Origin of the sequence: Alcanivorax limicola, assembly GCF_019931215.1 — a bacterium.
GTDB classification, from domain to species: domain Bacteria; phylum Pseudomonadota; class Gammaproteobacteria; order Pseudomonadales; family Alcanivoracaceae; genus Isoalcanivorax; species Isoalcanivorax limicola.
In genome coordinates this window covers 729,068-741,825 of the sequence record NZ_JAIOUB010000001.1, presented here as the reverse complement: position 1 = coordinate 741,825, position 12,758 = coordinate 729,068, and the positions used below count along the sequence as shown (strand labels likewise).

Annotated in this window: 12 protein-coding genes and 1 tRNA gene; 10 read left to right on the top strand and 3 right to left on the bottom strand. The window is 59.8% G+C overall.

The features are described from left to right. The first annotated feature begins 2 nt into the window (after positions 1–2). From pheT to cmoB, 6 genes are all read left to right on the top strand, one after another. A complete protein-coding gene (pheT, locus tag K8B33_RS03260) occupies positions 3–2,402 on the top strand; it encodes a phenylalanine--tRNA ligase subunit beta (protein WP_223423238.1) in 2,400 nt (799 codons plus the stop codon). Positions 2,403–2,417: 15 nt separating this feature from the next. Then, on the top strand, positions 2,418–2,720 hold the full coding sequence (gene ihfA, locus K8B33_RS03255) for an integration host factor subunit alpha (RefSeq protein WP_223423236.1): 303 nt from the start codon (positions 2,418–2,420) through the stop codon (positions 2,718–2,720). Beyond that, positions 2,701–3,057: a MerR family transcriptional regulator gene (locus K8B33_RS03250; protein ID WP_223423234.1), complete on the top strand. Its 357-nt coding sequence runs from the start codon at positions 2,701–2,703 to the stop codon at positions 3,055–3,057. The genes ihfA and K8B33_RS03250 overlap by 20 nt, the downstream gene beginning before the upstream one ends. 108 nt (positions 3,058–3,165) lie before the next feature. Further along, positions 3,166–3,242 (top strand) — tRNA-Pro (locus K8B33_RS03245). 80 nt (positions 3,243–3,322) lie between these two features. Continuing rightward, entirely contained in the window at positions 3,323–4,045 is a 723-nt protein-coding gene (gene cmoA / locus K8B33_RS03240) for a carboxy-S-adenosyl-L-methionine synthase CmoA (RefSeq protein WP_223423232.1), read from the top strand. A 5-nt stretch (positions 4,046–4,050) separates the two neighbouring features. Continuing rightward, positions 4,051–5,031, top strand: coding sequence for a tRNA 5-methoxyuridine(34)/uridine 5-oxyacetic acid(34) synthase CmoB (cmoB, locus tag K8B33_RS03235; RefSeq protein ID WP_223424496.1), 981 nt, complete (start codon positions 4,051–4,053; stop codon positions 5,029–5,031). Positions 5,032–5,034: 3 nt separating this feature from the next. Here the strand turns inward: cmoB and K8B33_RS03230 are convergent, their stop codons facing one another. Next, positions 5,035–5,757, bottom strand: a complete 723-nt coding sequence (locus K8B33_RS03230) for a GGDEF domain-containing protein (protein ID WP_223423229.1) — start codon at positions 5,755–5,757, stop codon at positions 5,035–5,037. A gap of 292 nt (positions 5,758–6,049) precedes the next feature. Between K8B33_RS03230 and K8B33_RS03225 the strand changes: the two genes are divergently transcribed. Further along, entirely contained in the window at positions 6,050–6,367 is a 318-nt protein-coding gene (locus tag K8B33_RS03225; RefSeq protein WP_223423227.1) for a hypothetical protein, read from the top strand. Positions 6,368–6,500: 133 nt separating this feature from the next. Here K8B33_RS03225 and K8B33_RS03220 read toward each other — a convergent pair whose 3' ends face one another. Beyond that, positions 6,501–7,256 (bottom strand): hypothetical protein, encoded by a 756-nt coding sequence (locus K8B33_RS03220; protein ID WP_223423225.1) that lies wholly within the window; start codon positions 7,254–7,256, stop codon positions 6,501–6,503. A gap of 281 nt (positions 7,257–7,537) precedes the next feature. Between K8B33_RS03220 and K8B33_RS03215 the strand changes: the two genes are divergently transcribed. The 3 genes from K8B33_RS03215 (at position 7,538) to K8B33_RS03205 (ending at position 9,714) form a co-directional block, all read left to right on the top strand. Beyond that, positions 7,538–8,758 carry a hypothetical protein gene (locus K8B33_RS03215; protein ID WP_223423223.1) on the top strand — a complete coding sequence of 407 codons (1,221 nt, stop codon included), beginning with the start codon at positions 7,538–7,540 and terminating at the stop codon, positions 8,756–8,758. A 1-nt stretch (position 8,759) separates the two neighbouring features. Then, positions 8,760–9,062, top strand: coding sequence for a hypothetical protein (locus tag K8B33_RS03210; RefSeq protein ID WP_223423221.1), 303 nt, complete (start codon positions 8,760–8,762; stop codon positions 9,060–9,062). A 187-nt stretch (positions 9,063–9,249) separates the two neighbouring features. After that, positions 9,250–9,714 carry a phasin family protein gene (locus K8B33_RS03205; RefSeq protein WP_223423219.1) on the top strand — a complete coding sequence of 155 codons (465 nt, stop codon included), beginning with the start codon at positions 9,250–9,252 and terminating at the stop codon, positions 9,712–9,714. Positions 9,715–10,794: 1,080 nt separating this feature from the next. Here K8B33_RS03205 and K8B33_RS03200 read toward each other — a convergent pair. Beyond that, positions 10,795–12,630 (bottom strand): long-chain-acyl-CoA synthetase, encoded by a 1,836-nt coding sequence (locus tag K8B33_RS03200; protein ID WP_223423217.1) that lies wholly within the window; start codon positions 12,628–12,630, stop codon positions 10,795–10,797. Between the last annotated feature and the right edge of the window lie 128 nt (positions 12,631–12,758).

Below are 12,758 nucleotides of genomic sequence, written 5' to 3'. Positions count from 1 at the left end.
CAATGTTGATTATCGAATCCTGGTTGCGCGAATGGGCTGATCCGGCGCTGGATACCGAATCGCTGGCGCACCAGTTGAGCATGGCCGGTCTGGAAGTGGACGGTGTGACCCCGGCGGCACCGCCGTTTTCCGGCGTGGTGGTGGGCGAAGTAAAGACCACGGCGCCGCATCCGGACGCGGACAAGCTGACGGTGTGTGAAGTCAGCGACGGCACCGAGGTGTTCCCGGTGGTCTGTGGCGCGCCGAACGTGCGGGCCGGGTTGAAAGTGCCTTTTGCCCGAGTAGGTGCCGAACTGCCCGGCGATTTCCGCATCAAGAAAGCCAAGCTGCGCGGGCAGCCCTCGCTGGGCATGCTGTGCGGTGCCTCGGAGCTGGGCCTGGAAGATCTGATTGACGGCCTGCTGGAGTTGCCGGCGGATGCGCCGGTGGGTACGGATATTCGTGAGTACCTGCAGCTGGACGACCAGATCATCGAAGTGGATCTGACGCCGAACCGGGCAGACTGTCTGAGCGTGCGAGGCATCGCCCGGGAAGTCAGCGTACTCAATCGAGTGCCCTTCAATGTGCCGGCGATAGCGCCCGTTGCGCCAACGATTGACGATACATTTGCCGTGACGGTCAGTGCGCCCGAGGCGTGCCCCCGCTATCAGGGGCGCGTGATTCGGGGGATTGATCCCACCGCGCAAACGCCCTTGTGGATGGTGGAGCGGTTGCGTCGCTCCGGGTTGCGGCCCATTGATCCGGTGGTGGATGTCACCAATTACGTGCTGCTGGAGCTGGGGCAGCCGCTGCATGCCTTTGATCTGGGCAAGCTGAAGGGCGGCATTGATGTGCGCCTGGCACAGGCCGGCGAGTCGTTGACGCTGCTGGATGAGCAAACCGTCACCCTGAAAGACGACACCCTGGTGATTGCAGACGCTAATGGCCCGCTGGCCATGGCGGGTGTCATGGGCGGCGCGGCCTCGGCGGTATCGGATGGCACGCGGGATATTTTTCTGGAGTGCGCCTTCTTTGCGCCGCTGGCCATTGCCGGCAAGGCGCGGGGCTACGGGTTGCATACGGATTCCTCCCATCGCTTCGAGCGCGGGGTTGATCCACAGCTGCAGGCGCAGGCCATGGCGCGGGCAACGGCGCTGATTCTGGCCATCGCCGGCGGTCAGGCCGGGCCTGTGGTTGAGGTGGCTGCCGAGGCACATTTGCCAACGCCGGTGCCGATTGCCTTGTCTGCGGCGCGGGTTGAAGCGGTACTGGGGTTGTCACTGGATGCGGCGGAGATCGCCGATATTCTGGCGCGCCTGGGCATGGATGTGGTTGATACGGGTGCCGACACCTGGCAGGTCACCGGGCCGAGCTGGCGCTTCGATATGGCGATCGAGGCTGATCTGATCGAAGAGCTGGCGCGGGTGCACGGTTATGATCGGCTGCCCAGCCGGTTGCCGGCCATCCAGGGCGCGGCGATTTCCGAGCCGGAAACCCGCCTGCCAGCCCGGCGCTTGTCCGATCTGCTGGCTGCGCGGGGGTATGCTGAGGCGATTACCTATACCTTTGTGGACCCTGCCATGCAGGCAGCTCTGGCGCCAGAGCTGACGCCGCTGGCGCTGGCGAATCCGATTTCCAGTGAGTTGGCCGTCATGCGCAGCACGCTGTGGGCCGGCTTGCTGACCACGGCGCAACGCAACCTGAACCGGCAGATCAGCCGCTTGCGGCTGTTCGAGCAGGGCCTGCGCTTCGTGCCCGGCGCGGGCGAGGGCGGCGGTTTGTTGCAGGAGCCGATGCTGGCAGGGCTGGTGTTCGGCACGGCGCGGCCCCAGCATTTCGATGATCTCACCGACGGCAAGCCGCGGCGCGTGGACTTCCTCGACGTGAAAGCGGACGTGGAAGCGCTGTTAGCGGCCACCGGCGGCGCGGCAGTCTATCGTTTCGAGGCGGCGGAACAGCATGTGCTCCATCCCGGCCAGTGTGCGCGCATCGTCCGTGACGGTGTCGAGGCCGGCTGGCTGGGCAAGTTGCACCCGGGGTTGGCGGCGACGCTGGATCTGCCCGCGGATATCTATCTTTTTGAGCTCCGAAAAGACGTCATTACGCAGGTATCTGTGCCGAAGTTCTCCGAATTGTCGGAATATCCGTCGGTGCGTCGAGACCTGGCACTGGTGGTGCCGGAAGCCGTACCGGCCGGTGCCCTGTTGGAGAGCGCCCGCAAGGCCTGCGACGAACGGCTGAGGGATATTCAGCTTTTCGATGTATATCAGGGAGATAACATCGAAAAAGGTCACAAGAGCCTGGCTTTGGGCTTGACCTTCCAGGACCGTTCGAGCACGCTAGGGGAGGCTGACATCAACCTGCTTTTGGCAGGGGTACTATCCCAGCTAAAACAAGAATTTAACGCTTCTTTAAGAGAATGATTCGAGGGCTCCTGGATGGCAGCGCTGACCAAAGCGGATATGGCCGAACGGCTCTTTGTTGAGCTCGGACTGAACAAACGTGAAGCCAAGGAAATGGTGGAAATGTTTTTCGAGGAAATCCGCCATGCTCTGGAGAACAACATCCAGGTGAAGCTTTCCGGCTTCGGCAATTTCGATCTGCGGGACAAGAGTGAGCGTCCCGGCCGGAACCCGAAGACCGGCGAAGAGATTCCCATCACGGCGCGCCGTGTGGTGACTTTTCGACCGGGACAGAAACTAAAACAACGAGTTGAAGCATATGCTGGAACCAAGCAATAACGACCAGCTCCCGGCGATCCCTGGCAAGCGTTATTTCACCATTGGTGAGGTGAGCGATCTTTGCGATGTGAAGCCGCACGTGCTGCGTTACTGGGAACAGGAATTCCCGCAACTCAAGCCGGTCAAGCGGCGGGGTAACAGGCGTTATTATCAGCGCCAGGACGTGCTGATGATTCGGCAGATTCGCAGCCTGCTGTACGAGCAGGGGTACACCATTGGTGGCGCCCGTCTGCAGCTGACGGAAGGTGCCAACGGCGATCAGGCGACGCACTATCATCAGCTGATCCGGCAGATGATCACGGAACTGGAAGACGTGCTGGACGTATTGCGCGCCTGACAGTTCAAAGGACTGTTTGCCAAAGGACTGTTTGCAGGCGGCGCTGAATCCGTTATGATTGCCGCCGCTCTGGTTAACCCCGATCCACACGACAGATCAGAGCAGTCTCGGGGCGTAGCGCAGCCTGGTAGCGCACTTGCATGGGGTGCAAGGGGTCGAAGGTTCAAATCCTTCCGTCCCGACCAACATAGCCCTTTCGGGCATCACAGAAAGGCCGCCTCATACGCGGCCTTTTTGCTGTGCAGATATCTGACAGGCGCCGGTTATGAAAGACCAGATCTATGCTCACCCGGTGGATGCCATCGCACGCTTCAGTTTCGATGCGCAGGTGGCGGCGGTGTTCCCGGATATGATCCGGCGCTCGGTGCCGGGCTACGGCACCATCATCGACATGATTGGTGTCCTGGCGGCGCGCTATGCCCGCCCGGGTACGCACTTGTATGATCTGGGCGCTTCCCTCGGCGCAGCAACGTTGGCCATGGCACACCTGCTGCCGCATCGGGATTGCCAGTTGGTAGCCGTCGACAATTCCAGCGCCATGATCGAACGGGCCCGGCAATTGCTGGCCGTTGAAGCGCCGGATATCCCGGTGCAGCTGCGCTGTGAAGACGTGCGAGACACGGTGCTGGAGTCGGCGTCAGTCGCGGTGCTCAATTTTACTCTCCAGTTTCTGCCGGTTGCCGATCGGGATGCGTTGATACAGCGTATCGCGCGTGCCCAGCAGCCCGGCGACATCCTGATCCTGTCCGAAAAGATTCGCTTCCCGGATGCCGAGGAAGACGCCCTGCAACAGGCGTTGCACCATGCCTTCAAGCGCAACAACGGTTACAGCGATCTGGAAATCAGCCAGAAGCGTACAGCACTGGAAAATGTCTTGATCCCGGAAACCCTGGCGGAGCACGAACAGCGGCTTGCCGAGGCGGGCTATCGCAGTGTGCATGTGTGGTTTCGCTGCTTCAATTTCATGTCACTGGTGGCAGTCCGTTGAGCGTTGTGTCGAAAGATGTGTTGCGCACCTACCACCGCGCCTTGACGGAAGCGGTGGCGCCTCTGACTCCCTGGGTAGAAACGCTGGACACGCTGACACGGGAGCGTTTGATCGACGCGCCCCACGGTGATCTGCCGCGCTGGCTGTCTGCGCTGGAAAAGCTGCCGCCCGTAACGGCACGCTGTGATGTCGATGCCGCGACGGTGACGCTGAGCAGCACCGGTGATCCGCTCACACCGACACAGCAAATGTCACTGGAGCAGGGGCTGCGGGAACTGATGCCCTGGCGCAAGGGGCCTTTCAACTTCTTCGATACCTTTATTGATACCGAGTGGCGCTCAGACTGGAAATGGCAGCGCCTCAGTGCCCATATCAGCTCGCTTGCCGGGCGCAGGGTGCTGGATGTCGGCTGCGGCTCCGGTTATCACTGCTGGCGCATGCTCGGCGCCGGCGCCGATTTCGTGCTCGGCATCGATCCCACTATTCTGTTTCTGGTGCAGTATCTGGCGGTAAAGCGGTACGCCCCCGAGGCGCCGGTGTGGTTTGCGCCGTTGCGCATGGAGGAGTTGCCGGGTGAGGCCGAGGCCTTCGATACCGTTTTTTCCATGGGCGTGTTGTATCACCGCCGCTCTCCGCTGGATCATCTGCTGGAGCTGCGTGCTGCGCTGGCGCCTGGCGGCGAGCTGGTGTTGGAAACGCTGGTTGTGGCGGGCGACGCACAAACCGTGTTGATGCCGGAAGATCGCTACGCGGCCATGCGGAACGTGTTTTTTCTGCCCAGTACCGGGATGCTTGAGGTGTGGCTGCGGCGCACCGGTTTTACTGATGTGCGGGTGGTGGACGTGTCGCCGACAACGACGCAGGAGCAGCGTGCCACCGACTGGATGCAGTTTCAGTCGCTGGCAGATTTTCTTGATGCGTCCGGGCAGACGCGGGAAGGTTATCCGCCACCGGTGCGAGCGGTACTGGTGGCGCGCAAAGCGTGATGGCTAACGGCTGGTGCTGAGTATCAGCTCATCCATCAGCGCCATACGCTCACTCTCGTTCAGGTCTGCGAGGAGACGTTTGAGCTGCTCCGGGGTGCTGGTGTTGTTGGGCAGTACATCTGTCAATGCGGGCAGATGATGGTAGCGGTCGTGACTGAAGGCGGGCGCTGGCGTGTCCAGTGCAGCTTTCATGGCGAGGCTGACGTTGATGTCTTCGGCGCCCTGGGTTGCGGTATGCAGGGTGCGCATCATCAGTTTGCGCGGGTCTTCTCGCTGGTCGCCACTGAGTGTGTGCAGGCCCAGCCGTAATTGCATCCGCAATACCTGGCCCTGATAACGGAAGCTGTGGCGTGAGAGTTGCGCCAGTATGCGGTGAGCAAGACGCCGGGCGCCCCGCGGCGGTGTATCCGGAAGGCAAAAGACCAGACGCCCGTCACCCCAGGCACAGATCCAGTCTTCGGTACGTTTACAACGGCCGATCTGTTCGTTCAGCAGCCTTTGCATGCGTCGGGCAAGCTCATGGCCGTATTCACTGGCCAGAGCTTCGAAATTCGCCACATAGATGGCGAGCAGATTCAGTGGCAGGGCGCGTCGCTCACAGAATGCGATCTGGCATTCAAGGGCCTCATCGAGCATGCGCAGTTGCGCACTGATGCTCAAACCGCTGCGGGTGCTTGCACCGGCAGCGCCGATATTGAGTGAGTCATTGGACGTACTGGCAGACATGACGGCGACCTTCTGTCAGGAATCAGTTGTTGATGAAGCGTCCAGGGAGCCTGGCGGGCACGCGAAAACAGGCATGTCGCCGCACAAACTAACGAATGGCAGTCTGAGCATAGCCAGCTCCATCTGATGGAGCCATAGGCGCTTTCAGCACGTAACAAAGCTACATCAAGTCTTAACGCGGGGTGACTGTCCGCGAAGGCTCGCAGCGGACGGCAATCAGCTTATAATGTGCAACGTACGCCGGGTGGGTGGTGACGTGGCGAGTAACAGGCTGGCTATGATGGAGAGCAACATGGATTGGATAATGATGCTGGCAACAGCCTTGCTGGCGGCGCTGATGACGCTGATCGCCCTGGCCTTGTGGCTGAAGTTCGTGGTCAGTCCGAACGTCGCTCGCGATCTGGAGGTCCTGCTGAAAGATCAGGCGGAGCAGGCCGCAGACCTTATGGCTGTGAAGGTGGAAGAGGCGGTGCGCCGGGGGATTGTGGATGGCGTGACGTCGCTGCCTACCCGGGAAGTACTGCAGGGCACGACACGTAATATCGCGCGCACCAGTGTGGAGATTGTGGAGGAGCGGCTGGGGTCGTTGTTTGGTCGCAAGAAGAAGTGATGGTGGGGGCGGTTGTTTCGGTGCGCTGGTGCGCTGGTGCGCCAGTCCGATTCGCTGCGCTCAGCACACCCTACGATATCGCCTGTGGACGTAGGGTGTGCTGAGCAAAGCGAAGCGCACCACGCCACACCATCTAATAACGATGCCCGAAAAGCAGCCGCGACAGCAGAAAGGTCAGGCCGATGCTGCCCAGCAGCACGGCCTGGCCGGTGGCCGAGGCGGCAGCGGCAATAGGCAGCAGCCCGCCGAGCGTGGCCAGGGCGCCAAGTAGCAGCAGCATACCCAGCATCAGGCAGGCGGCATCCAGGCGCCGTTCCCGGCGCAGCCCGCGCTTCAATCCGCGCAGTTCATCCAGAATCTCCTCCTGCAGCAGCCGTTGGCGGCCCAGCTCATTGGCGAGCTGGCCCACCTCTTCCGGCAGCCCTTGCAGACGTGCCAGCCAGCCCGGGTCTTCCTTGCGTAGCAGGGACAACAGATCATTCAGGCGGACATGGTCGTCGAGCCAGTTGCGGGTGACGCCCCAGAGGCTGAATTCGCTGACAGCCTCGCTGATCATCTGAATGCGGTCTTCGGGGCCCAGAATGCGGATCTGGTCTTCTTCGGGCATCGCCGTGTTGGGCGCCAGCAGCCACTGGAGCAGGGCGCCCATGGCCCCGCGTACGCGGATGTGAACGTAGCCCTCGAATTCCGGCAGGACTTCGATGCCGTCTTCGTAGATCAACAGGTAAACAATGGCCATGGGGCGTTCAGTGCGCACCCGGATGGCGGTGCCGTGCAGCAGGCGCAAGCGCTCTGCAGCGCGTGGCTCATGGGCCAGCGCCTGATTGATCAGGGTTTCCAGAGTGCCATGCACCAGAAACCGGGCCAGGGATGGTTGTTCGTGCTCCATTGTGCTGATTCGTGTATCCCCCAAAACCACATTCTACACACAGCTCGTCGGCTGAACCCATAGACTACGCAAAATTACACGGTAATGCCTTACCTTCAGCCGCTAACGGGCTATACTAACCAATTGGTTACGCCACCCCGGTGGTTATTCTGGGCCAATGTCCAGACTAGTCGCTGGCCGGTTGCAATGTTTGCCGGGGTCCGGAGCGTTTTTTTGCCCCGGGGGTTATACAAGAGCGTGAGGTGCGGCTGAATTCCTCGGGAAGGGGAGCTGTTTTATCTATGCTGGAATCGCTGTTTTCGCACCCGGATTTCTGGAAGTACGTCAGTATTCCTTTCATCGCGGGCACGGTCGGTTGGGTCACCAACTGGATGGCTGTGCAAATGACGTTCTATCCGCTGGAGTTCATCGGCATCCGTCCGATATTCGGCTGGCAGGGGATCATTCCGTCCAAAGCCGAGAAGATGTCGGGCATCCTTGTCGACCAGACGCTTTCCAAGATCGGCAGTATTGAAGAATTCTTCCAGCAGATGGAACCGGAGAAGATCTCTGCCCATCTGACCCGGAGCATTCAGGGCCGGATCGAGGAATACACCGACGAAGTCATGACCGAGCGCAACGCCGTGCTGTGGGAGAACCTGCCCATGCTGGTGCGGCGGCGGGTTTACAGCCGTGCTCGCCGGGCGATCCCGGAAGTCATGGACAATGTCGTGGATGACATCAGCAAGCACGTGGAAGAGCTGGTGGACCTCAAGCACATGATCAGTTCCCAGATGCGTGAAGACAAAGCGCTGATGGTGAAGATGTTCCGCGAGGTGGGTGACCCGGAGTTCCGCTTTGTCATCAATTCCGGCATCTATTTCGGTTTCCTGTTCGGCCTGTGCCAGATTCCCGTGTTCATCTATTTCCCCGGTAACTGGGTCATGCCGTTTTTCGGCTTCCTGGTCGGCGTGGCGACCAACTGGCTGGCGCTGAATGTGATTTTCCGCCCGCTTAACCCGGTACGGGTGGGGCCATTCCGGATTCAGGGGCTGTTTCTCAAGCGACAGAAAGATGTGGCCGAGAGTTTTGCCCGCCTGACCACCACCGAAGTCGTGACCCTGCGCAATATCATGTATCAGGTCATCAATGGACCGCGGGCCGACCGCACCAAAGCACTGATCAAACGCCACATGCGCCCGCTGCTTGAGGGCGGCGTGGTGCGTACTGCGGCGCAGCTGACGGTGGGCCCCGGCGGTTACGCCGACCTGAAAAAGGCAGTGGAAGAGAAGGCTGTGGATCTGGCCGTACTGCCATTCGAGGACCCGACCTTCAACCGGGAGCGCGGTGCCATTGTTGAACGCATCATGCGTGAACGGATGGAGGAACTCTCCTCCGAGGAATTTCAGGCGCTGTTGCGGCCGGCATTCCAGGAAGATGAATGGATTCTGATTATGGTGGGTGGCGCGCTGGGCATGATGGCCGGTTTCATTCAGTTGTTCCTGATTTTCGGCGTGACCTGACATGGAGCAGGCCGCCGTGGATCAGACCATCGAGGTCACTACACTGACCTTGTTCTGGCTCCTCACCGGTGCCGCGCTGGTGTCTTCCGCCATCACCTTGCTGGTCGTTTTTCTGGTCGTGCATTTCCATGTGGCGCCCAGGCTGGAGGAACGTGTGGATCAGCGCCTGCAGCAAGGCGCCGCCGATCTTGAAGAGCGCTTGCGTCAGCGCGTACTGGGCCTGGTAACAGGCGGCAGAGCGGTCAAGGACCTGGCCCGGGGCATGGGGCTATTCTCATCACGGCCACCCCCCGAAGACCCTTGAGAGCGAATTTACTCCCTCCTGTAAGATTGTTCGACAGAATCCTGCGGCTCCCCACACCAACCCTCGTAGACTACTCGCATATTGAATTGCGCTGATCCACTGTTGTTGTTTGTTTTGATTTGCCTTGGGTCACTGACCCGCATCCGCACTGCATTGGCTTGTGGAATCCTTACCTCGGAGACAGTTCATGCCTGACAGCAAGACGCCCGACCACAAGCAGGAAGAAGAGACGCAGAAAGAGGACAAGCTGAAGTCGATTCGGCTCAGCGGTGGTTCTCTGGATCTGCGTAAATACACCAACCAGATATGGCTGGCTGGCCTGGGCGCTTTCGCCAAGGCGGAAGAAGAGGGCAGCCGCTTTTTCGACACGCTGGTGGATACTGGACGTGATCTTGAGTCCAAGACCCGTGACAAGTCAGAGTCGCGCGTGGAGGAGATCAAGGAGAAGGTCCGGCACCGCACTGGCGAGACGATGGACAAGATGGAAAAGGCGTTTGACGAGCGGCTGAACAAAGCCCTGTCGCGCCTCGGTATTCCCAACAAGCGCGAAGTAGAAGCGCTTCAGAGGCGGGTGCACGAACTGACCGCCGCACTGGATGAAATGTCCAGCTCCGAGTCCGGCAAGAAGAAGCCGGGCAAGGAAAAAGGGTAACGATGTTGTAGCGCACACCGCTATCCCCTTAGTGGTGTATTTACGGGCCTCAATCCCCTTGAGGCCCTTTTTTTTGTCCTGCGTTCGGGGCACCCGATGCTCTCCGGGTAGCGGATGGAATACCTCTGTTACAGCCATGTCATCTTCCGATCAAAAAAGCGTCAAGAGGTGGAGGGGGCCCAAGCGATGGTAGTTCCACGGAATTGTCCGAGACTTACCAACAAAGTTATCCACAGATTCTGTGGACAAAAAGAGGGGCAATTCGGGTGCCTGGTGGGTATTTGTGCACAATGGAAACGCGTTGAAAATCGATCTTCACTTTAGTGGATTGTCCTCATGTTCTCTGTGCAAAAATAACTATAACCATCTGAATATATTGAATATTAATATTATTCGCCATGCGGTGTCACTAAAGGTGACACCTGTCGGTGACAGTGAAGGTAACGTTGTCCCGTAATAGTGCACAGAATTATCCACAAGGGGGCGGCCGGTATTTTTATGCACAGCTGTAGTGGGCTGTGGTCAAGTCAATTATTGTTGCCTTATCGCGGATTTACGAAGATATCTGGCCGACGGTGGCGCTTGGGTGTCAGCCTGAAACTGGGTGTCCTTCGGCCGGTGGGTCACCCTCCATCGAGTACGCGTTGAGCCGGGGTATGCCCTTCCGGGACCGCTCAAGCCGTCCCTGGGCGCTCGCGCTTTGGCCATCCATGGCCAAAGAGGTCCCTCCAGGGCATACCCCGGCTCAACGCTGGCAGTAAATTCGAAGTATGGTGGTTTTATCAACTTTCTAGAGGAACAAAACCGTCAGTTGGCTTCCAGCTTGTTAACCAGGCTGCGCGTGACGGCCCTCGGGGGGCGGGAAAGGTTTTCAGGACTGTTTGAGGCAGGATGCCGAAACCAAGCCCCCAGGGATGGGTCCACGGCGTGTCCTGAAAACCTTTCCCGCCCCCCGAGGGCCATAACCACCAAACCAATGCCGAATGGAAAGCACCAGAAACGGGCACCTTCCGCCAATACGCGATGATGAGCCACAAAAAAGGGCCTCCGAAGAGGCCCTCTGGTACTGCTCAGGGAGGATCAGAAGCGGTATTTGCCGCCGTCGATGCCCTGCTGGATCTCGGGGGTGAGGCGTTGGTAGCAGTCCTCACCGGGCAGCAAGACGTAGACCGGATCGCTGTGCGCGCCCAGATCGTACTTCTCTTCCTTCAGCTTGTTCTTCTGGTGCTTGAACGTGCCGGTGGTGTCCACAGGGTGGTTGGCGATGCGCAGGAAGACCGGCGTCGCATAGTGCGGCAACTCACGTTGCAGGTACGCACACAGACCCTTGTAGTCGAAGGCCTCGAAGTCCTCGGTATTCAGGCGAATTTCTGCCATGCCCGCCCGGCCGTTGGTGTTGGGGATCTCGACACCATAGACCACGGTTTCGACGATGCCCTCGGCGCCGTCCAGGATCTGCTCCACCTCGGTGGTGGACACGTTCTCGCCTTTCCAGCGGAAGGTGTCGCCCAGACGGTCGACGAACTGCGCATGCTTGAAGCCGATGTCCCGCATCATGTCGCCGGTGTCGAAATAGGCATCGCCCTTGGCGAAGACATTACGCAGGATCGACTTCTCGGTCTTGGCCTTGTCCGTGTAGCCGTCAAACGGGGTCTTGTCGGTGATCTCACCGATCAGCAGGCCCGGCTCGCCCTTGTCGGCCTTGATCATGAAGCCGTCGCTGCCGCGCACCGGCTCTTCCTTCTCCTTGTCGTACTTGACGATGGCATAGCTCACCGGGGAGAAGCCGACGGTATTGTCGAAGTTGAAGATGTTGGTAAACGCCACGTTGCCTTCCGAGGAGGCATACAGCTCCACTACGCGCTCGATGCCGAAGCGGGCCTTGAAGGCTTTCCAGATGCTTGGACGCAGGCCGTTGCCGACGATGACGTGGACCTTGTTGTCCTTGTCATTGGGGCGGGCAGGCTGCTCGTGCAGGTAACGGCACAGCTCGCCCACGTAGGCGAAGGCGGTGCACTCATATTTGCGCACGTCGTCCCAGAAGCGGCTGGCGGAGAATTTGCGTGCCAGCACCAGACCAGCACCGGCAGCGATCGCCGAAGCCCAGCTGATCACCATGCCGGTGGCATGGTAGAAGGGCAGGGTGGAGTACATGCGGTCGTCTTTCTTCAGACGCACGGCGGCAAAACCGAAGGCGCCGTAGGCTTTTTCCCAACGACCGTTGTTGAACACCACCGCCTTTGGCAGGCCGGTGGTACCGGAGGTATAGATGTAGAACAGCGGGTCGTTGAGGAAGATCTTGCTGGCTTGCTCCGGGTTTTCAGAGGAGCAGTCGCGGATCACGTCAGCCAGGTTCTTGTAGCCTTCCGGTGCGCTGCCGGTGTCTTCCAGGGTGTCGCGGTCGGCCCACCAGTAAAAGCGGTCAGCATCCAGTTCCAGCTGGTCGCGGACTTCAGCAATGGCGCTGGTCAGCTCTTCGCCAATGATGGCGGCTTTGGGCTTGACCAGATTGAAGCTGTGTACCAGTACCTTGCCGCGTTGGGAGGTGTTGATCAGGGCCGAGCAGACGCCGATCTTGGCGGCGCCGACAACTGTCGCCAGCAGTTCAGGGCGGTTCTCGACATCCACCGCGATGCTGTCACCTTTTTTCAGGCCGATGGAGGAGAGGTAGTCAGCGATACGGTTGGCCCACGCATTGAACTGCCGATAGGTCAGTTGTGTGTCCTGGTAGATCAGGGCAACGCCGTTGGGGTTCATTTCGGTGGCGGTCTGAATGGCCAGCCCGAGGCCCAGTGGGCGGGTGGTGTCAGACAGCTTTCCGTACTTGGAGCCCTTGACGATACCGGGCAGGTTGGCGAATACCGTCGGCAGCTTGCTCAGCAGCTTGGGCAACGTAATGACGTCGGCGTTGCTCATGAATATCTCCGTTTATTGTCTGTGCGGTTGTCTGTACACCGGGCTGTGTATTGCTTCAGCGCGGCGGCAGTGTCTTGCATTTCGGGAAATCGGGCCCGCAATGCCTGCTGGGAGCAGGCGCGGGCCAA

Coding starts and splice junctions, on each gene's coding strand:
- K8B33_RS03230 (WP_223423229.1), bottom strand. CDS start 5,757: ATGTCTGCCAGTACGTCCAATGACTCACTCAATATCGGCGCTGCCGGT.
- K8B33_RS03225 (WP_223423227.1), top strand. CDS start 6,050: ATGGATTGGATAATGATGCTGGCAACAGCCTTGCTGGCGGCGCTGATG.
- ihfA (WP_223423236.1), top strand. CDS start 2,418: ATGGCAGCGCTGACCAAAGCGGATATGGCCGAACGGCTCTTTGTTGAG.
- K8B33_RS03205 (WP_223423219.1), top strand. CDS start 9,250: ATGCCTGACAGCAAGACGCCCGACCACAAGCAGGAAGAAGAGACGCAG.
- K8B33_RS03200 (WP_223423217.1), bottom strand. CDS start 12,630: ATGAGCAACGCCGACGTCATTACGTTGCCCAAGCTGCTGAGCAAGCTG.
- pheT (WP_223423238.1), top strand. CDS start 3: ATGTTGATTATCGAATCCTGGTTGCGCGAATGGGCTGATCCGGCGCTG.
- cmoA (WP_223423232.1), top strand. CDS start 3,323: ATGAAAGACCAGATCTATGCTCACCCGGTGGATGCCATCGCACGCTTC.
- K8B33_RS03215 (WP_223423223.1), top strand. CDS start 7,538: ATGCTGGAATCGCTGTTTTCGCACCCGGATTTCTGGAAGTACGTCAGT.
- K8B33_RS03250 (WP_223423234.1), top strand. CDS start 2,701: ATGCTGGAACCAAGCAATAACGACCAGCTCCCGGCGATCCCTGGCAAG.
- K8B33_RS03210 (WP_223423221.1), top strand. CDS start 8,760: ATGGAGCAGGCCGCCGTGGATCAGACCATCGAGGTCACTACACTGACC.
- K8B33_RS03220 (WP_223423225.1), bottom strand. CDS start 7,256: ATGGAGCACGAACAACCATCCCTGGCCCGGTTTCTGGTGCATGGCACT.